The following is an 18,087-nucleotide window of genomic DNA, read 5'->3' as shown; positions in this document are numbered from 1 at the left end:
GTTCGCCACTGCTGGCGATGACTTGTTTGGCTTATCTGTCCTGACGATCCCGCAATAGCCGGGCTGCACGCACGGCAAAATAGGTCAGGATTCCGTCAGCCCCGGCTCTGCGCATGGCCATCAGGCTCTCCATCATTACCGCATCGCCGTCCAGCCAGCCGTTCTGGGCCGCAGCCATATGCATGGCGTATTCGCCGCTGACCTGATAGACAAATGTCGGTACCCGAAATTCCGTCTTTACCCGGTGGACGATATCAAGATACGGCATGCCGGGCTTGATCATCACCATATCCGCGCCTTCGGCCAGGTCCATCGCGACCTCATGCAATGCCTCATTGCCATTGGCCGGATCCATCTGATAGGTCGCCTTGTTGCCCTTACCAAGATTGGCCGCCGAGCCCACCGCGTCCCGGAAAGGGCCGTAATAACTTGATGCGTACTTGGCAGAATAGGCCAGGATCCGCGTGTTCACATGGCCGCCGTTTTCCAGGGCTTCTCGAATGGCTCCAATCCGGCCATCCATCATGTCAGACGGTGCCACCACATCAGCACCGGCGTCGGCATGGGAGAGCGCCTGATTGACCAATGCCTCGACCGTCACGTCATTGAGAACATAACCGTCGTTATCGATGATCCCGTCCTGGCCATGGGTGGTGAACGGGTCCAGCGCCACGTCTGTAATCACTCCAAGTTCCGGGTGGGCCGACTTGAGGGCGCGAACCGCTCTCTGCGCCAGGCCATCGGAATCCCAGGCCCCGGAGCCGGAGAGATTTTTCTTCTCGGCCGGAACCACCGGAAACAGGGCTATTGCAGGGATGCCCAATTCCACCAGCTCCGCAGCCTGTTCAACCAGAAGATCAATGCTCAGGCGCTCCACTCCCGGCATTGAGGGCACCTGTTCCCGCTGGCCCTCACCCTCCAGAACGAAAACCGGATAGATCAGGTTGTCCGGCGTGAGCTGGTTTTCCCGAACCAGGCGACGCGAGAAATCGCTGGCCCGGTTACGGCGTAAGCGGGTGGCAGGAAAAGTACGGGGAGTCGGAATCGGCACTGACAACCTCCTGAATGGCTGAACAAAAAGTCTGATGGACCGTCTCGGCATCCGCCGGGCGCCCTTTGCTCCATCATACACGGCCGGCGCCACTGGTTGCAGACTCCCTCGGCAGGATAAGGTAATTACATGACAGGCGGATTACCGGATCGAATCCAGCGCCTCGGCACGAACCCGTTCAGTCTCATCGAAATGGCTGACCCTGAGGCGCTCCAGCGCCTGTTGACGTTCCGGCTCGGCAAGCCCGGAAGACAATAGCCGGTCCCGCTCCTGTGAATAGACTTGCCAGCGGCGGTCCCAGCTCTTTTGTTCCTCCTCAAGGCGGGCCAGCCTGTCCGCCGCGGCTTCCCCAAAGGCCTCCTGACGCCACGCATCGAGTGCACGGGGATCATCCGCCAGCTCCCGGCGCACCTGTTCATAGTCTGCAAACCGGCGGGTCTCCTCCCTGGCCTTGCGGAGCGGCTCCGGCAAGGCAGACTCGGCCTGGCGAAGAGCCTCTGCTTTCTGCTCATCGGTCAGGCTGTCATTGCTTGCGATCCTGAGTTTTTCGATCTGGAAGCGGTCGACTGCCTCGTCGTCAGCAAAGAAAGCGGCGGCGGTATCGGCATCAAGCCAGGTCCGCCGCAGTGCCTGGATCTCTGCCATCCTTCGCTGCATCTCACCCGCGCCAAGCCCGGACACCTCACCATAGCTTTGTTCCAGCTCAGAAACCGCAAGCTTGTATTCCAGGTAGTTTCCAAGGGTTACCAGGGCCTGGGATCTCGCCGGCTCTTCCAGGCCCGACAGAGCCGCTTCAATGCGCGCCACCAACGCTTGCAGCGATTCCTCTCCCAGGGCTGACAGGAAATACTCGAACAACTGTCGCAGATGCGGGGTCGGGACAAGATTGCCGAGCCTGTCCGTTTGGGCCCAACCATCCGGGACCGAGGTGCCTGCCAGCGAGGCCGGCAACTGCTCGGGAATACGGACCGTGGAAGCCTTGTTTATCAGATCGGAGGGCGCAGAAGCGGCCGCCTCCTTCTTGATTGGTTTCAGAGACTCACTTACCGGCGCCGATACGACCGGCTCACCCTCGGCAGCCGGATCTGCCGTCATCAGCCAGAAGCTGGCAACAGCTGCTATGATCATTAGCAAAACAAGGAAAAATTGGATTCGCGGCTTCATTACCACACAGGAGTCCGGGTTACGGGTGACTGGCGATTTGCCCGGGCTAACGGCGCAAAACGATAATAAACGAGGATAAACGACGCTGACAGGTCATACCGAGACAGGGATCAAAAACGGAGCCGGGGCGAAGCGCCCCGGACTGCCGTCTGAACGTTCAGAGGGAGCGGTTGTTAAAACCCACTTCCACCTTGCGAGGCGTATCAGAACGGAAAGAGGTATCTACTTCCTGGATCCTTCCGCCCTGGCTCAGGAACGCTTCGATGTCTGCCTGCAACTGTGCGCGAACGCGGGCACGGCCGGCGATGGAATGGTTGTCGTTACTGTCGCTGGTCCAGCTTCCGGACTGCTCCAGATTGCTTTCGTCGAATTCACTCATGATCTTTTCTCCATCAACGAAAACAGATGGTCGAGTGCTGCGACCCCGCAGGGAACCTCACTCCGTATCGACGAACGACCGCCTGCGGCTTCGTCTTGGCGTCTTTATAATCTGCTTTTCGTGACCACGCTATTTATTGGCAACGACTTTTTTGTAACTTTTTGTTACTTACAACAAACGATTGAATTACATGCGGAAATTTTATATTCGTCTGTAGATCGAAAAATTGACATAAAGAATGAATAGTGATTCACTACTTGTAGGGAGCCCGAATGGCCTATCGAGAAACGGAAAAAATGCGCCAGCGCAAGGCGGAGGCGCGCAAACGGATTGTGGACTGCACCTATCAGTGCGTGGCCGAAGGCGGTTTTCGAAGCGCGCGGGTTACCCGGATCGCCGGGCTGGCCGGCGTTGCCACAGGAACTATCTACCGGCATTTCGAATCCAGAGAGGACCTGTTCGCCGAGATTTTCCGGCTGGCAACCCAGCGGGAAGTCGACAAGGTCGCCGAAGCTCTGGCCTCCGATGGCAACGCCGCTGAGCGGCTTGAGCGGGCACTCAGACAATTTGCCGAGCGGGCACTGAAAGGCCCGCAAATGGCCTGGTCACTGATCGCCGAGCCGGTGGACCCGAAAGTAGAAGAAGAACGACTGGCATACCGCAAGGCGTACGCCAACCTGTTCGAAAAAGCGATCCGCGAAGGCATTGAAGAAGAATGCATCCCGGATCAGGACGCGCGCCAAAGCAGCACCTGCCTGGTGGGCGCCATAGCGGAAAGTCTGGTTGGCCCCCTGTCACCGACACAGACCAGCCAGGCCACCAGCACAACAGAAGACAACAATGACCCGCTGGTCAATTCCATCATCTGCTTTTGTATGCAGGGGTTGACCGGCACCAGGAGGTAGCTATGAACGCGCGGCAGCCCCGGCCAGAGACGCCATCAAACGACCAGGAAGATCGCTACCTGGCCAGCACCCACGAGGTCTTCAACCAGCCACCGGCGCTGGAGAACTACAACCTGTTCGAACAGGACATTGCCCTGCAGGAAGCCGCCCTCCGGGAGGGCGCCGGCAACGCTGCCGAGGACCTCAAGGCATTCGGAGCCCTGGCCGGGGCCGCGGAGACCATTGACCTGGGGTTCCGTGCCAACGCCAACAAGCCGGTGTTCAACACCCACGATCGGCATGGCCATCGCATTGATGAGGTGGACTTCCATCCGGCCTATCACGAGCTGATGCGCATCGCCTTCGACAATGGCCTGCACAGCAGCCCCTGGAGCCATCCAGGCCAGGGCGCAAATGTTGCCCGCGCTGCCAAGTACTACATGCACTCCCAGGTGGAAGCCGCCCACTGCTGCCCTGTAACCATGACCTTTGCCGCTATTCCGTCCATTCGCAAACAGCCGGAACTGGCGGCCGACTGGGAAGCCAGGATCCTGGCCGACAGCTACGATCCCCGCAACCTGCCGGACAGCCAGAAAAGCTCTGTGACCATCGGCATGGCCATGACTGAGAAACAGGGTGGCAGTGACGTTCGTGCCAACAGCACCAGGGCCTATCCGATCGGCGCTCAAGGTCCCGGCCAGGCCTATGAGCTGGTGGGTCACAAATGGTTTGTCTCTGCGCCCATGTGCGATGCCTTTCTGGTACTGGCTCAGACGCAGGCAGGACTGTCCTGCTTCCTGATGCCCCGCTGGCGCCCGGACGGCACCAAGAATCCCTGGCAGGTCCAGCGCCTCAAGAACAAAATGGGCAACGTTGCCAATGCCTCCAGCGAAGCCGAACTGCGTGGCGCCCTTGCCTGGATGGTTGGCGAGGAAGGCCGCGGCGTGCCCACCATCATTGAAATGGTGGCCATGACCCGCTTCGACTGCATGATCGGCAGCTCCGCCGGCATGCGTCAGGCCATCGCCCAGGCCAGCCACCACTGCCGTCACCGCAGCGCCTTCGGTGCCCGCCTGATCGATCAGCCTCTGATGCAGAATGTCCTGGCCGACCTGGCCCTGGAAAGCGAAGCGGCACTGGCCTATACCATGCGCATTGCCCGCGCCCTGGATAACCAGGACCAGGAACATGAACGGCTGCTGGCCCGCCTGGCGACACCAGTCGGCAAATACTGGATCTGCAAACGCACCCCGAACCATGCCTATGAGGCCATGGAATGCATCGGCGGCAGCGGCGTGATGGAAGACTGCATCATGCCCCGACTGTTCCGGGAATCGCCCGTCAACGCCATCTGGGAAGGCAGCGGCAACGTTCAGTGCCTGGACACCCTGCGCGCCCTGCAAAAAGAACCTGAAACCCTCGACGCCTTCTTCAAGGAAGCCGCTGAAGCCAAAGGCGCCGATCGCCGCTTCGACCAGTTCCTGGCGCAGCTGCAACACGACTTCGCCGACATCAGCGATTTCCAGTACCGCGCCCGCAACCTGGTCGATCGCATGGCCCTGGCCCTGCAGGGCTCCCTGCTGCTCCGTCACTCGGATGCCGCCGTCGCCGACGCCTTCTGCGCCTCGAGACTCGAGTCCAGTGGCGGCATGAACTACGGCAACCTGCCCTCGGGCACCGATCCGGCAGCCATTATCAAACGGGCAACGCCTGTAGTAGGCTAGACATAGCGTCTGCCGAGCCACGAAAACCTCGCCCCGCGGACGCAAACTGAACTGTTCGCGAACCGGCGGGGGGCATACTCTCCAAAACTGTGCGGAGCCATGGATGGCGGAGCCCAAGCGCCACATGGGTGACGCTGAGTGCTTATGAAGCGGAGCTTCATGCGAGAGCGGAACGACTGCAATCTGTGATTGCAGGCTGGACCCCGAAGGGGTGCCGCAAGGAGCGTGTTTTGGAGAGTCTGCCCTCGCCGGTTCCAGCACCAAAGCCGGAACACCCATGTCTGAAGCTCTAAGAAAACTCCTGCGGGAAGGCCAAAAGCCCCAGCAGCCGGTTATCACGCCCCACGTGGGCGTACTGACCCTGCACTTCCAGCTCTACGGCTGCGACGACCTCAAAGCCAAACGCAAAGTCTTCACCGCCCTGAAGGCCGTCTGGGGTAAAGAACCCGACCTCGCCGTCGCCGAAACCGCCGACCAGGAGGCTCTCGACTGCGCCACCTGGACCATCGCAGCCCTGGGCACCTCCTCACAGCAGATTACCCAGCGTCTGGACCAGATCGAAAAAGCCATCGAAGAACGCGTGGATGCTGCCATACTGGATGTACACCGGGAAATACTCTGACCGTATAACCCCGAGGGGCCGCGTGTGGCGTAACCTGTCGCCAGGCCGTATACTACGCCCCCTCAGGGATGCCAGTGCGCCTGCCAGCGGCAGGCGACCAGACATTAATGCCGGACAGCAATGCCGGCCGTATCCGCAGGGCATCCGGAACCGGCCCTTCGGATGACCACTGATTGTGAGTGGCGCCTATGACCGGAAAGAAAAAATCCGCCCAGGCCTCGGTAGAGGCCATGTATCGCGTATTCACGGTGCCCGAGGCGCCGGAATCGACGCTGAGCCGGATTGACCAGAACATCTCCCGCAATCTCGCAGGCTTTCTGCAGGAGCACATTGTTGCGGTAGAACGGGACCTCTCGGATGTGGAGAAAGACTTCTCCGACTACAGCATTCCCGAGAAGCCCGTCTTTGTGTCTGAACAGGCCCAGTTCCTGCTCGACAAACTGGTGGCCAACTCCGTTCACACCGCCTCTCCAGCCTTTATCGGGCACATGACCTCAGCGCTGCCGTATTTCATGCTGCCGCTGTCGAAAATCATGATTGCCCTGAACCAGAACCTGGTCAAAACCGAAACCTCCAAGGCGTTTACCCCCATGGAGCGCCAGGTGCTGGGCATGATTCACCGGCTGGTATACCAGGAAGACGGCGCCTTCTACCGCAAATGGATGCACGACCCACGTTACGCCCTGGGTGCCATGTGCTCTGGCGGCACAGTCGCCAACCTCACCGCCCTGTGGGTCGCCCGCAACCGGGCCTTCCCGGCCGAGGGCAGCTTCCGCGGACTGCACCAGGAAGGCCTGTTCCGGGCTCTGAAATACTACGGCTACGAAGGCGCTGCCATCGTCGTCTCGCGCCGCGGCCACTATTCCCTGCGCAAAGCCGCCGACGTACTCGGCCTGGGCCGGGAATCCCTGATCCCCGTGGATACCGACGACGAAAACCGCATCAACACCGATGCCCTTCGGGACAAGTGTCTGGAACTGCAGCGCCAGAAGATCAAGGTCATGGCCATCTGCGGCGTGGCCGGCACCACCGAAACCGGCAACATCGACCCCCTGGACGCCATGGCCGACATCGCCCGGGAATTCGGCGCCCACTTCCACGTGGACGCCGCCTGGGGTGGGCCGACCCTGTTCTCGCGCACCTACAAACACCTGTTGCGCGGTATCGAGAAGGCCGATTCCGTCACTTTCGACGCCCACAAACAGCTCTACGTACCCATGGGCGTGGGCCTGGTGGTATTCCGCGACCCGAGCCTCGCCAGCGCGGTGGAACACCACGCCCAGTACATCATCCGTAAAGGCTCCCGAGACCTCGGTAGCACAACCCTGGAAGGCTCACGGCCCGGCATGTCCATGCTGATCCACTCCGGCCTGAAAATCCTGGCCCGGGAAGGCTACGAGATCCTGATCGACCAGGGCATCGACAAGGCCAACACATTCGCAGACATGATCGAGGCTGAATCGGATTTCGAACTGGTTACGAGACCGGAACTGAACATCCTGACCTACCGCTACTGCCCGGAAAACGTCCAGGAAGCCCTGGCCTGCGCCGACCCGCTGCAGGCGGAAAAGCTCAACACCTGCCTGAACCGGATCACCAAGTTCATCCAGAAAACCCAACGGGAACGGGGCAAGGCATTCGTGTCACGTACCCGACTGGAGCCGGCCCGTTACTACAACTTCCCGTGCATCGTGTTCCGGGTGGTACTAGCCAACCCTCTGACCACCAAAGAAATCCTGGCGGATATCCTTTCGGAACAGAGAGAGTTATCACGGGATGAGGGTATAGAGGATGAGATCAGCATCCTGCACCAGATGGCGGATGCGGTATTGAAGCAGGCGACGCCGAACGCGAGACAGGCCTGAAGAGTCCAAAAGACTTAGCCATGGCGATTTTAGGCCACAACCATGGCTCAGGTGAGCTGGGCGGGGGATGGTTCAAAAACTGTGCGGAGCCAGGGATGGCGGAGCCAAGCGTACAGGGACGTATTCACAGCGTGTTTTTGAACTATCCCCCGCCCGGCTCGCTTCTCCCAAGCCTGCAGACAAGGCCTTAGTACAGGGCCTCTTCATCATCCAGAACATCATGGATGATATCCAGGAACATCTTATCCGCCTCACTCCAGTTCTCGGGAATCCGGATATTGGTGCTGGCACTGATTTCCTGCGCAATCAGCTCCTCGGCATTCGGCTGGCCCCGGTGCTTGCGAGCAATCTCCATGGACTTGACGGCAATGGTCGGGTCGCTCAAAACCTTCTTGATGAAGGTCCTCAGCTCATTAATCATCTTCGCCTGACGGCCTTCAACGGATGAACTCATACTTCACTCCACGGACAAATAGGCTTGAGGGGTGGAACACCCCTTTTTACAGATAGTATGACCAAACTCGGTTTATACAACCAGCCCGGTCAGATCAACAAGCCCCGCAGGGTGAAGAACAGAATCGCAGCCATAATGGCCGATGCCGGTACGGTGATGATCCAGGCCGCGGCAATACGCACCAGATGTGAACGCTTCACCAATTCTTCCCGGTAGATCTTTTTCAGGCGTTTGCGCTCGGACTTGGACAGAGGAACCTGCTTTTTCTTCTTGGCCCGCTTGAGCAGGTTCTCCATCTCCTCAACCGACGCATTGCGGAAATCATCCAGGAACGGCCTGAGACGCTCCTGCTCGGCAGGATCATGGTGCTCCATGATCTTGTGCAGCTGGGTTGCGTAGTTGGACTTCAGGTACTCCCGGAGAAAGCCAACGCCGAACACGCCACCAATCGCGATATGGGTGGAGCTGACAGGCAGGCCAAGCTGAGACGCAAGGATCACCGTGAGCGCTGCCGAAAGCGCGATGCAGAACGCCCGAGTCTTATCCAGCTCGGTGATTTCACTGCCAACGGTCTTGATCAGGCGTGGCCCAAACAACATCAGGCCAACGGCCAGACCCAGGGCACCCACCATCATCACCCACAGGGGAATGCTCGCTGACATGACCACCGAATCAGCCGAGAGGGCATCGTTAATCGCAGCCAGCGGACCAATGGCGTTAGCCACGTCGTTGGCGCCATGAGCGAAGCTCAGCAGCGCCGCGGCAAAGATCAGCGGCCAGGTGAACAGGGTGTTTACCCCGGCGGAGCTGTTTTCCATGGTCGAGGCCATGCGACCCACCAGGGTACGCATGACAAAGAACACCACGGCGGCGGCAGCGAGGCCGATCAGAGTCGCTTCCATAAAATCGACTTTGACGATTTTCTTGACGCCTTTGATCATCAGATAGGTGCCGAAAGCCCAGGCCATAATTGCGACCAACCAGGGCACGAACGTGCGGGCCGCCGGAATGACCTCCTTGCGATAAAGCACGGTCTTCTTGATCGCGAACAGGAACAGGGCCGCCAGCGCACCACCAAGAACCGGGGAAATCACCCAACTGGCAGCAATCTTGGCCATCACCGCCCAGTCAGCGATACCCCAGCCGCCGGCAGCGATACCCGCGCCGAGAACACCCCCAACGATGGAGTGCGTCGTGGAAACCGGGGCTCCCATCCAGGTGGCCAGGTTCAACCAGAGCGCACCCGCCAGCAAGGCTGCGGTCATCAACCAGACAAAAGCCCGGCCTTCTTCAAGGCTCGAGGGATCGATGATACCGCCCTTGATGGTGGAAACCACGTCACCGCCGGCAATGATTGCGCCGCTTGCTTCAAAAATGGCGGCAATCACCACGGCCGCACCCAGGGACAGGGCCCCGGAACCAACAGCAGGCCCAACGTTGTTGGCAACGTCATTCGCGCCGATATTGATCGCCATGTAACCGCCAATAACCGCAGCGGCCATCAGCAGCATATTGTTAGGCATTCCCTGACTGAAAGATCCGACAGTCAGCCACACGCCAAGCAGGAAAAGCAGGCTAATGCCGACCCTGTATCGTTCCGTGGTAGGACTGGTGAGAAGGGTATCCAGGAATCCGCTCGAACGGGCCATAACAGATCAGGTCTCGTTTAGTCTGTGAGGATTAGAGGCGAACGCTGTCGCGCGGCAACTATAATTTTTTTGACATGAAAATGAAATAAAACGGTCACAATTCACACAGACTAAACACATCACAGACGGGAGTGCAAAAACGCACTAAATTGACTCATAAATCCGAAAAGAAGCGTTAAAATTACAAAAACAGCAAAATAAGGTTCCCATGCCCCATTCACCTTCCTCCGGGCAGCTTGCTGCCGGCGAACGGGAAGACGCTCAGGTCTCGCGTCTGCTTACCTGGCTCTCGGTAACCGCCATCGCTTTTCTTGTGGGCATCGGTATCAAAGCCTGGTTCGCCGGGCACTCGACCCATGCCTGGGTACTCTGGTTCTTCATCGGTCTGATTGCGCTGAACATGCTGTACTTCGCCAGCACCGGAAACCGTGCCCGCCAGAAAGCGGGGATGATCGTGATTGTGGGGCTGCTTTTCACCTACCTGATCGCCTCAGGCGGCGAGAGCAACACCGGACCACTCTGGTTTTATGTCTTTCCACCGTTGCTGTTCTACCTGACCGATCTGAAAACCGGTACGGCGGTTCTGCTGTTCTGCTACCTCGTGGCCGTCGTGGTGTTCCAGTTTCCCGGCCTTCCTCTGGTCTCCGCGGAATACAGCATGGATTTCAAGATCCGTTTTTTCGCAGCCCTGACCTTCGAATCCATTTTCTGTTTCGTGCTTGAAGCCAGCCGCCTGAAGGCACGCAATGAACTTCTCACCCTCGCCGAAACCCATGAGCATGCAGCACGAACAGACGAACTCACCGGGCTGGCCAACCGGCGCGACATGCAGAATCGTCTGGCGATGGAGTTTTCCCGTTACCAGCGTTCCGGCCACCACTTCTCCATTGCCCTGATCGATCTGGACCTGTTTAAACAGATTAACGACCAGTTTGGCCACGATGCCGGTGATGACGTCCTGCGCGAGTTCGCCGGACTGATCAGAACGGTGATCCGGCAGGCGGATGTCGCTGCCCGCTGGGGTGGTGAGGAGTTTCTGGTGTTATTGCCGGACACCTCCCTGCTGCAGGCACTGACTCTGGCAGAGCGGTTGCGTTCGAATGTGTCCAGGCATCCATTCCAGTTCAGGGATCAGGCATTACCGGTCACCATCAGCGCCGGCGTCTGCTCCATTGCCAAGGCCCGTTCACTGGACGATCTGCTCAAGCAGGCCGACCTGCATCTCTACAATGCCAAGGAATCCGGCCGCAATCGGATAGCACCTCGGGTCCGAAGCCAGGAAACCGAATCTTCGCCTTCGCCGTCTCCTTGAGGCGGCAAAGCACTCCCGCTATTATCGTGCGGCACCGAGAGACCGTATGGTCATTCCTGAGCGACGAATGGATAAACTATGACATCAATCAGAATCCTGGTGGGCAGCGTCTATGGTGGCGCGCTCCTGACAGCCAGAACTCTCAAGAAAGAGCTTGAGGGGGAAGGCCACCACGTGACCGTGTTGGAAAACCCGGTACTGGATGACATCACGTCGAACAACGATGCGCTACTCGTATGCACATCGACAACCGGACAGGGCGAGCTTCCGGCCAATCTGCTGCCCTTCTACCTGGACCTGCGGGATCAGCTGCCCCAACAACCGGGTCGGCCGTTTGGCATTATCGTTCTCGGAGACAGCTCCTACGGAGATACTTTCTGTGGCGCCGGCGACCTCATGGAGGAAGCGCTCTACGAGACCTCCGCACGTAAGGTCGGAGACACGCTCAGGATTGATGCCCTGGAAACCATGGAGCCTGAAGCCGATGCACTGCCCTGGGTCCGATCATGGCTCGAGCAGGTGTGAGCCCCGGCTACAAAAATTTGCCAAACAGGGCCTGCCGGTGACTTGAGCCGCCAAAGGCGACACGCCATACTCCTTTGGAAAACGACAATCAAAACGGTACGACGTGGCATCCACTTTCTGGCTTCGTTTACTGATAACGCTGCTGCTGTTATCGGGTCTGTCCGCCCCATCCCTCGGGGCTGGAGTTTCCTATGTTCCGCAGATCGAGTATCTGCGCGCCGCCCCGGATAACAACCTGACGGCCGGTGAAGCCATGGCCTCAGACGCTTGGCAAACCCTCGAGGAAGAAAGTCCGAATTTTGGCTACATCCGTGATACCGTCTGGCTCCGGTTTCCGGTATCCGATCCGGCGAGCATCAACCTCCTCGAGGTTCGCTACTCACAGTTGGACAAACTCACTTTCCACCTGCTTGAAAACGACCGAATCGCGCGGCGCTTCGAGACCGGAGATCACCTACCGTTCGAGCAACGTCCGATATTGCACCGGCATTTCCTGTTCCCCTTCGAACAAAGCATCGCCAGCGAGTATGAAATTTTGCTGGAGGTCCGCACCGAGGGTGCAATGCAGATTCCGATCAGACTATGGAATGCCCAGGCGTTCTTCGAGCATTCCTCCACCGAAGACCAGATGCATTCGCTCTATTACGGCATTCTAATCACAGTCATTTTTTTCAATCTGTTTATCTTCGCCGCTCTGCGGGAGACGGTATACCTGCTCTACGTGCTCTCAACTCTGGGCTATCTGGTGTTGATCGCCAGTCTGAACGGCACCACGTTCCAGTTTCTTTGGCCGAACAGCCCGGATCTGCAGAATCAGATAATGTTGCTGGCGGTGCCTTTCTCTTTGCTTTTCACTCTGGTGTTCTCCCGTTCGTTTTTGAAACTCCAGTACACAGGCCCCTACCTGAACCGGCTCGTGCTGCTCATGATCTCAGTGAATGCAGTGGTGGCCTTGATGACCTTCTTCGTGGATTACAGCACGGGTAGTCGGCTCACGGTGGCCCTGGCAATACCCAGTTGCCTGCTGCTCACTGTTCTGGGGCCGGTTCAATGGTGGAAGGGCAACCCACAGGCCGGTTATTACACGGTGGCATGGGCAGCACTCACACTGGGCAGCGCAATAACGGCAGCCAACAAATATGGCCTGTTGCCCAACAACTTCGTGACCACATACGGCATGCAGATAGGATCGGCATTGGAAGCCATCTTGCTTACGCTGGCTCTCGCAGCCAGGCTTTACCAGGAACGGCAGGACAAGGTCGAAGCCAGAGAAGCGGAACTGAAGGCCCTGGCGGCAAGGCGGTCGGCGGAGCTGAAGCTGATGGATCATGCACTGCATAATCCCCTCACCGGTCTTCCGAACCGTGGCAGCCTGGAGATGATGCTGAATGACCTGATGCTGCGCAGCCCGGAGCGGCGTTATGGCGTTGCCATCATCCACCTGAACAACCTGCAGTCGGTCACCAAGACGCTCGGCCACCGGAACAGCGACCGGATTCTGGAGCTGGCATCCAAACACTACAATGCTGTTGCGCGGGAGCTTCCGGGAGCCATACCTGTCGAACAAAGTGACCACCGCAATTTCTACCTGGCGTCACTGGATCCGCAAACATTTGCATTTATTGTCGATGCTGATGCCACAGGCTCTGTGCCAAGGGCCATTCTCAAAGCCCTCGAAGGCATCCGCTACCCGGTCGACTATCTGGGCATGCAGATTCCCCTGGACCCCAGGCTTGGGGTGGCAATCTTCCCGGAGCACGGAACGGACGCCAACACCCTGATACGGCGGGCGGTAATCGCAGAAGGATCGGATTCTGCTCGGGAGCGGGGCATTGCCTATTACAAATCCAAGAAAGACTCTTACAGCGCTGACCGGCTGACCTTGGTCTCGGAACTCCGACACGCCCTCAATACCAATGAGTTGGCGCTGTTCATGCAACCCAAGCAGAGCCTGAAAACAGGGTGTATCGTTGGGATTGAAGTTCTCATACGCTGGCCTGGCCGGTCAAAACCGATCCGCGCCGATGAGATTGTCACCCTTGCAGAACAGAGCGGGCTGATCAAACCGCTGACCCGATGGGTACTTGAGCAATCACTGAACCTGCGCTCGCGATTGTTGGAGCGCGGCTGGCCCCTGAACATATCCATCAATATTTCGCCCAACAACCTGCGCGAACCGGATTTTCCCATTTTTGTGCAACGCCTGATGAACAGCTACCACAGCCACCAGGGCGCAATCATTTTTGAAGTAACGGAAACGTCCATGATGCAGGACCCGGCCAACTCCCTCCGGGCGCTGAACTCACTCAGTGCGACCGGAATCCCGGTGTCGATTGATGACTTCGGGTCCGGCTATTCCTCGCTCTCTTACATCAAGCAGCTACCTGCGAGCGAGGTCAAGATTGATCGTTCACTGGTCACCGAACTGACCACCGAGGCGGAAGACCGGGTGATTGTCCAGACCACCATCGAGATGTGTCACAGCCTTGGCTATCAGGTGGTGGCAGAAGGTGTCGAGGATGACGTCACAGCGAAGCTGCTCAGGGACATGGGGTGCGACATGATTCAGGGATACCTGCTGACACCGCCACTGCCCTTCGACGAAATGATGGAATGGCTGGATCAGAATCACCAGCAGCCGGACCAGCGCAAATTGGGATAACCCGCTAGGTCCTCTGCCGAATCAGCGCTTCCTGGGTAGTGGATGCCACCAACACACCGTCCCGGTTGAAGAAATTGCCCCGATTGAACCCACGTCCGGCCGAGGCGCTCGGGCTGTCCTTGTCATACAACAGCCATTCGTCCATGCGGAAATCCCGGTGGAACCAGATCGAGTGATCAAGGCTGGCCACCTGCAGCCCCTTGCTCATGAATGTCAGACCGTGCGGGTTCAGGGAAGTCCCGAGGAACTGGAAATCCGATGCGTAAGTGAGCAGGCAACGGTGAAGCACGGGATCGTCCGGCAGATGCCCCTGGGCCCGGAACCAGCTCTGCTTGTGGGGCGGTCGCTTCTCTGGTTTCAGGGGATTGACCGGGTTCACCGGGCGGATCTCGATCGGGCGGTCTCGGGTCAGAATTGGCCGCATTTTTTCCGGCACCTGGGGCGCCAGCAGCTCGCCCCATTCCTGTTCTGAGCGGAGCGTTTCCGGCTCCGGCGCATCCGGCATGGTCAACTGATGCTCGAATCCTTCCTCGGCTACCTGGAACGACATGGAACCGGTCAGGATTTCCTTGCCGTCCTGGCGGGCAATCACCCGACGTACCGAGAAACTGCCACCATCACGGACCCGCTGGACCTCGTAGTCGATAGGCATGTCCTGATTGCCGGGGCGCAAAAAGTAGGCATGGAGGGAGTGGCAAAGGCGACCTTCAACGGTTCGGCTGGCCGCCATCAGCGCCTGGCCAAGAACCTGCCCGCCAAACACGTTGGGAAAGCCCAGATCCTCGCTGTCCCCCTGGAAATGGTCGTCACCGATGGGCGAGAGATCCAGCAACTCCACCAGTTTCTTGGTTACCTCAAGCATGCCTGCTCCTGTGATTTCGTTAGCACACGAAGGAGTTTTCTACCGCAAGCGGCGAGATTTCGCAATCAAAAGCCGTCGCTGGCTGAAAGAAAACAGCCCCGGGATAACGGGGCTGTGGAATGGGAGCGGGTACATCACCCGTGTATCGGTGGCACTTCCTTAGACAGGGCCTGCTTCTCCATGGCAAAGCTTCCGGTTACCGCAAACCCCAGTACATCGCCCCCGGCGCTCTTGAACAGCGCCTTGACGCTGGTGCCATCCTGCTCAACTTCCCAGTTGCCCTCGGCTTCCGACGGTGGTGGACAGACGGCGGTCGGGCAGCAGGGCGTCTTGATCATCACCGGCATGGTGCCATAGCTCACTTCGGTGCGCTCACCGAGCAAGGTTTTTGCAAGCGCCCGGGAACAGGCCATCAGCGGCAGGACATAAAGCAGCACGTGGCCGTCAACTTCGGCGCAATCACCGAGTGCGTAGACATCCGGCGCGGAAGTCTCGAGCGCGCGATTCACTATGATGCCCCTGGCCGTCTCCAGCCCGGCAGCCCGGGCCAGATCGGTCCTCGGGCGCAGGCCCACAGCGGAAATTACCAGATCAGCGTCCAGAGTCTCACCATTGGCCAGGGTCAGACGGACCCCGTCACCCCTGCGGTCGATCCGATCAACCACGGTTCCGAGATGAAACCCGACCCCCAGATTCTCGAGCTCCTGCTGGACAGCATGGGCGGCCGCCTCCGGCAGCAGCCCCGGCATTACCTCCTCGGAGGGGGCAATCACGTCAACCTCGTAACCTCCGTTTCGAAGGTCGTTGGCGAATTCACAGCCAATCAGACCGGCGCCCATGATCGCCACCCGTTTGCCGTCACCCAGGGCTTCCCGGAAGGCGCGGTAATCCATCAGGTCATTGATCGAAAACACATGCTCCTGGCCATCACCGTCGAGGCTGAGCCGGATCACGTCGGCGCCCCAGGCCAGGACCAGCTTGCTGTAAGCAAGTCGCTCATCACCGAGAATCAGTTCGTGGGCGTCGGTATCGATGCCGGTGACCGTGGCGAATGTCCGGATCCGGACATTCAACTGCCCCGCCATGGCGTCGGTCCCGCCCTGGGCCAGCCCATCGGCGTCCTTGCCCTTGGTGAAGCCGGTGGACAACATTGGCTTGGAGTAGCTGATGCCATCGTCGGCGGTCAGCAGCAGGAGAGGTGTTTCCTTGTCCTGCTTCCGGATTTCCCGCGCCAGGGAATAGCCGGACAACCCGGTACCGACAATGATGATGGGGGCCTGTTCAGTCATAACCGCGTTCCTGTATTTAACTCACCCTTGCGGGTTTCACCTGCCGTACCGGGTAATATCAACCGATCTCGATCATTTCAAAATCTTCCTTGCCGACACCGCAATCCGGGCAGACCCAATCTTCCGGTACGTCTTCCCACTTGGTGCCTGGCTCAATGCCGTCCTCGGGCCAGCCTTCGGCTTCATCGTAAATCAGACCACAAACCACACACTGCCACTTCTTCATAAATTTTCTCCCAATATCATCCGGGCGCAATAATAATTGTCAGACAATATTACACGCAAGTGTTTTGTTCAGTTAACAGATACGAACGACTGTCGAATCAGGCCATCATACCCATCGTCCCGGCATTGACCAATGCCAATGCCGACGGTTCGCCCAGGGGTTTTCTGCCAATAGCCACAATTACAGATCTGACAACCGGGGCGGCCCCTCCCTTCTGTCTGCCCTCTCCGGTATAATCGCCCGTTTTACGACAGGACCGACCGATATGACCGATACCGTCGCCGAAATGAACCAGGTAATGGCCGAAGCCGACTGCCTGGTCGATGAACAGCAGGTACAGACTGCAATCGACAACCTGGCCGACGATATTACCGCGCGCCTGAAAGACCGTAACCCCCTGTTGCTCTGTGTGATGAACGGCGGGCTGATCCTTACCGGACAACTGCTACCCCGGCTCCGGTTTCCGGTCCAGGCCGAATACCTTCATGCCACCCGCTACCGTCAGGAAACCACCGGCGGTATTCTCGAGTGGAAACTGCAGCCCGAAGCCAATATGAACGGCCGCACCATCCTGATTGTCGATGACATCCTGGATGAGGGAACCACCCTGTGCGCCATCGCCGACTACTGCCGGGCTCACGGTGCCAGCGAGGTACTGACGGCCGTTCTGGTCGACAAGCAACATGACCGGAAAGCCCGTCCGGATCTGAAGGCGGACTTCACCGGCCTGGAAGTGGAAGACCGCTTCCTGTTCGGTTACGGCATGGACTACAAGGGCTACTGGCGCAATGCCCCCGGCATCTATGCAGTCAAGGGTCTCTGACATCGACAGTCCACTGACCATACCCCCGACGGACTGGTACCAATCGCTGACGGCCGCAGGCCTTCGCAACCCGGATGTTCACGGGCCTGCCCGATATTGGCTGCAGGTAGAGGGCTCGTTTACACGGGCCCTGCAGAAAGAGTGCGGCCATTCCTTTCACGTCGAGGTCCGCCGGGAGGGCTTTGCAGCGCCCACGCAGGAAGAAGCCCGGCGTCTGCGCATTCCCCACCGCCAATACGCCTGGATACGGGAGGTCAGCCTCTGTGGCGACAACCAGCCCTGGGTATTGGCCAGGACGGTCATTCCCCTGAACTGCCTGGAGGGTGAGGGGCGCCGGCTGCTTCATCTTGGCAACCGGCCTTTGGGCGCCTATCTGTTCACCAGCCCCCACTGGAAACGGGGCCCGCTGGAAACCGGCCTCTGCAAACCGGTCACCCAAGGCCAGCCGTCGTTGGCCCGGCGCTCCCTGTTCAGCGGCCATAACAGCTCCCTGCTCGTTGGTGAGTACCTGCTGCCCGCCCTGTTTCAGCGGAACACGCTTTAACCGGCCTCCTGCGACTGGCTATAATCCCAGCACTCATTAAACTCGAAGAACA

The 18,087-nt window shown here is 58.8% G+C and carries 17 protein-coding genes; 9 read left to right on the top strand and 8 right to left on the bottom strand.

Annotation, left to right across the window (positions count from 1 at the left end; translation table 11 throughout):
- Positions 1-31: 31 nt before the first annotated feature.
- The 3 genes from hemB to CFB02_RS16395 all read right to left on the bottom strand — a co-directional run bounded on the left by hemB (position 32) and on the right by CFB02_RS16395 (position 2,594).
- Positions 32-1,051 (bottom strand): porphobilinogen synthase, encoded by a 1,020-nt coding sequence (gene hemB, locus CFB02_RS16405; RefSeq protein WP_088558858.1) that lies wholly within the window; start codon positions 1,049-1,051, stop codon positions 32-34.
- A 141-nt stretch (positions 1,052-1,192) separates the two neighbouring features.
- Positions 1,193-2,179, bottom strand: coding sequence for a lipase secretion chaperone (locus CFB02_RS16400; RefSeq protein ID WP_227519260.1), 987 nt, complete (start codon positions 2,177-2,179; stop codon positions 1,193-1,195).
- Positions 2,180-2,372: 193 nt separating this feature from the next.
- Positions 2,373-2,594 carry a hypothetical protein gene (locus CFB02_RS16395; protein ID WP_088558856.1) on the bottom strand — a complete coding sequence of 74 codons (222 nt, stop codon included), beginning with the start codon at positions 2,592-2,594 and terminating at the stop codon, positions 2,373-2,375.
- Between the two features lie 272 nt (positions 2,595-2,866).
- Between CFB02_RS16395 and CFB02_RS16390 the strand changes: the two genes are divergently transcribed.
- The 4 genes from CFB02_RS16390 to panP all read left to right on the top strand — a co-directional run bounded on the left by CFB02_RS16390 (position 2,867) and on the right by panP (position 7,689).
- A complete protein-coding gene (locus tag CFB02_RS16390) occupies positions 2,867-3,499 on the top strand; it encodes a TetR/AcrR family transcriptional regulator (RefSeq protein ID WP_088558855.1) in 633 nt (210 codons plus the stop codon).
- A gap of 2 nt (positions 3,500-3,501) precedes the next feature.
- Positions 3,502-5,202, top strand: coding sequence for an isovaleryl-CoA dehydrogenase (locus tag CFB02_RS16385; protein WP_088558854.1), 1,701 nt, complete (start codon positions 3,502-3,504; stop codon positions 5,200-5,202).
- Positions 5,203-5,479: 277 nt separating this feature from the next.
- Entirely contained in the window at positions 5,480-5,824 is a 345-nt protein-coding gene (locus tag CFB02_RS16380) for a DUF503 domain-containing protein (RefSeq protein WP_088558853.1), read from the top strand.
- A 188-nt stretch (positions 5,825-6,012) separates the two neighbouring features.
- On the top strand, positions 6,013-7,689 hold the full coding sequence (gene panP / locus CFB02_RS16375; protein ID WP_088558852.1) for a pyridoxal-dependent aspartate 1-decarboxylase PanP: 1,677 nt from the start codon (positions 6,013-6,015) through the stop codon (positions 7,687-7,689).
- A gap of 187 nt (positions 7,690-7,876) precedes the next feature.
- Here the strand turns inward: panP and CFB02_RS16370 are convergent, their stop codons facing one another.
- Both CFB02_RS16370 and CFB02_RS16365 read right to left on the bottom strand, forming a co-directional pair.
- Positions 7,877-8,143: a hypothetical protein gene (locus CFB02_RS16370; RefSeq protein WP_008173512.1), complete on the bottom strand. Its 267-nt coding sequence runs from the start codon at positions 8,141-8,143 to the stop codon at positions 7,877-7,879.
- Between the two features lie 89 nt (positions 8,144-8,232).
- Positions 8,233-9,792: an inorganic phosphate transporter gene (locus CFB02_RS16365; protein ID WP_088558851.1), complete on the bottom strand. Its 1,560-nt coding sequence runs from the start codon at positions 9,790-9,792 to the stop codon at positions 8,233-8,235.
- 208 nt (positions 9,793-10,000) lie between these two features.
- On the opposite strand from CFB02_RS16365, the gene CFB02_RS16360 reads away from it, so the two are divergent.
- The 3 genes from CFB02_RS16360 (at position 10,001) to CFB02_RS16350 (ending at position 14,291) form a co-directional block, all read left to right on the top strand.
- A complete protein-coding gene (locus CFB02_RS16360) occupies positions 10,001-11,104 on the top strand; it encodes a GGDEF domain-containing protein (protein WP_088558850.1) in 1,104 nt (367 codons plus the stop codon).
- Between the two features lie 78 nt (positions 11,105-11,182).
- Positions 11,183-11,629 (top strand): flavodoxin, encoded by a 447-nt coding sequence (locus CFB02_RS16355; RefSeq protein ID WP_088558849.1) that lies wholly within the window; start codon positions 11,183-11,185, stop codon positions 11,627-11,629.
- A 103-nt stretch (positions 11,630-11,732) separates the two neighbouring features.
- The gene (locus CFB02_RS16350) at positions 11,733-14,291 is read left to right on the top strand and encodes an EAL domain-containing protein (protein ID WP_088558848.1); all 2,559 of its coding nucleotides are present in this window, start codon (positions 11,733-11,735) and stop codon (positions 14,289-14,291) included.
- Positions 14,292-14,295: 4 nt separating this feature from the next.
- Here CFB02_RS16350 and tesB read toward each other — a convergent pair whose 3' ends face one another.
- The 3 genes from tesB to CFB02_RS16335 all read right to left on the bottom strand — a co-directional run bounded on the left by tesB (position 14,296) and on the right by CFB02_RS16335 (position 16,668).
- Entirely contained in the window at positions 14,296-15,153 is an 858-nt protein-coding gene (gene tesB, locus CFB02_RS16345) for an acyl-CoA thioesterase II (protein ID WP_088558847.1), read from the bottom strand.
- A 134-nt stretch (positions 15,154-15,287) separates the two neighbouring features.
- On the bottom strand, positions 15,288-16,442 hold the full coding sequence (locus CFB02_RS16340; RefSeq protein WP_088558846.1) for an NAD(P)/FAD-dependent oxidoreductase: 1,155 nt from the start codon (positions 16,440-16,442) through the stop codon (positions 15,288-15,290).
- A gap of 58 nt (positions 16,443-16,500) precedes the next feature.
- On the bottom strand, positions 16,501-16,668 hold the full coding sequence (locus CFB02_RS16335; protein ID WP_008173532.1) for a rubredoxin: 168 nt from the start codon (positions 16,666-16,668) through the stop codon (positions 16,501-16,503).
- Positions 16,669-16,933: 265 nt separating this feature from the next.
- Here CFB02_RS16335 and CFB02_RS16330 point away from each other — a divergent pair, with 265 nt between their 5' ends.
- Together CFB02_RS16330 and CFB02_RS16325 are read left to right on the top strand one after the other, a co-directional pair.
- Complete coding sequence (locus tag CFB02_RS16330) at positions 16,934-17,491, top strand: hypoxanthine-guanine phosphoribosyltransferase (RefSeq protein ID WP_088558845.1); 558 nt, start codon at positions 16,934-16,936, stop codon at positions 17,489-17,491.
- The gene (locus CFB02_RS16325; RefSeq protein WP_088558844.1) at positions 17,472-18,035 is read left to right on the top strand and encodes a chorismate lyase; all 564 of its coding nucleotides are present in this window, start codon (positions 17,472-17,474) and stop codon (positions 18,033-18,035) included. The genes CFB02_RS16330 and CFB02_RS16325 overlap by 20 nt, the downstream gene beginning before the upstream one ends.
- Positions 18,036-18,087: the final 52 nt, after the last annotated feature.

This window comes from Marinobacter sp. es.042, from assembly GCF_900188315.1.
Classification (GTDB): domain Bacteria; phylum Pseudomonadota; class Gammaproteobacteria; order Pseudomonadales; family Oleiphilaceae; genus Marinobacter.
The sequence above is the reverse complement of the archived record's forward strand: the minus strand, read 5'-3'. Positions and strand labels throughout refer to the sequence as shown.

What these genes read in the sequence shown, in the direction of transcription:
- CFB02_RS16330 (WP_088558845.1), top strand. Translation starts at nt 16,934, where the DNA reads ATGACCGATACCGTCGCCGAAATGAACCAGGTAATGGCCGAAGCCGAC.
- CFB02_RS16360 (WP_088558850.1), top strand. Translation starts at nt 10,001, where the DNA reads ATGCCCCATTCACCTTCCTCCGGGCAGCTTGCTGCCGGCGAACGGGAA.
- CFB02_RS16325 (WP_088558844.1), top strand. Translation starts at nt 17,472, where the DNA reads ATGCAGTCAAGGGTCTCTGACATCGACAGTCCACTGACCATACCCCCG.
- CFB02_RS16335 (WP_008173532.1), bottom strand. Translation starts at nt 16,668, where the DNA reads ATGAAGAAGTGGCAGTGTGTGGTTTGTGGTCTGATTTACGATGAAGCC.
- panP (WP_088558852.1), top strand. Translation starts at nt 6,013, where the DNA reads ATGACCGGAAAGAAAAAATCCGCCCAGGCCTCGGTAGAGGCCATGTAT.
- CFB02_RS16385 (WP_088558854.1), top strand. Translation starts at nt 3,502, where the DNA reads ATGAACGCGCGGCAGCCCCGGCCAGAGACGCCATCAAACGACCAGGAA.
- CFB02_RS16370 (WP_008173512.1), bottom strand. Translation starts at nt 8,143, where the DNA reads ATGAGTTCATCCGTTGAAGGCCGTCAGGCGAAGATGATTAATGAGCTG.
- CFB02_RS16365 (WP_088558851.1), bottom strand. Translation starts at nt 9,792, where the DNA reads ATGGCCCGTTCGAGCGGATTCCTGGATACCCTTCTCACCAGTCCTACC.
- CFB02_RS16400 (WP_227519260.1), bottom strand. Translation starts at nt 2,179, where the DNA reads ATGATCATAGCAGCTGTTGCCAGCTTCTGGCTGATGACGGCAGATCCG.
- CFB02_RS16390 (WP_088558855.1), top strand. Translation starts at nt 2,867, where the DNA reads ATGGCCTATCGAGAAACGGAAAAAATGCGCCAGCGCAAGGCGGAGGCG.
- CFB02_RS16395 (WP_088558856.1), bottom strand. Translation starts at nt 2,594, where the DNA reads ATGAGTGAATTCGACGAAAGCAATCTGGAGCAGTCCGGAAGCTGGACC.
- CFB02_RS16340 (WP_088558846.1), bottom strand. Translation starts at nt 16,442, where the DNA reads ATGACTGAACAGGCCCCCATCATCATTGTCGGTACCGGGTTGTCCGGC.
- CFB02_RS16355 (WP_088558849.1), top strand. Translation starts at nt 11,183, where the DNA reads ATGACATCAATCAGAATCCTGGTGGGCAGCGTCTATGGTGGCGCGCTC.
- CFB02_RS16380 (WP_088558853.1), top strand. Translation starts at nt 5,480, where the DNA reads ATGTCTGAAGCTCTAAGAAAACTCCTGCGGGAAGGCCAAAAGCCCCAG.
- tesB (WP_088558847.1), bottom strand. Translation starts at nt 15,153, where the DNA reads ATGCTTGAGGTAACCAAGAAACTGGTGGAGTTGCTGGATCTCTCGCCC.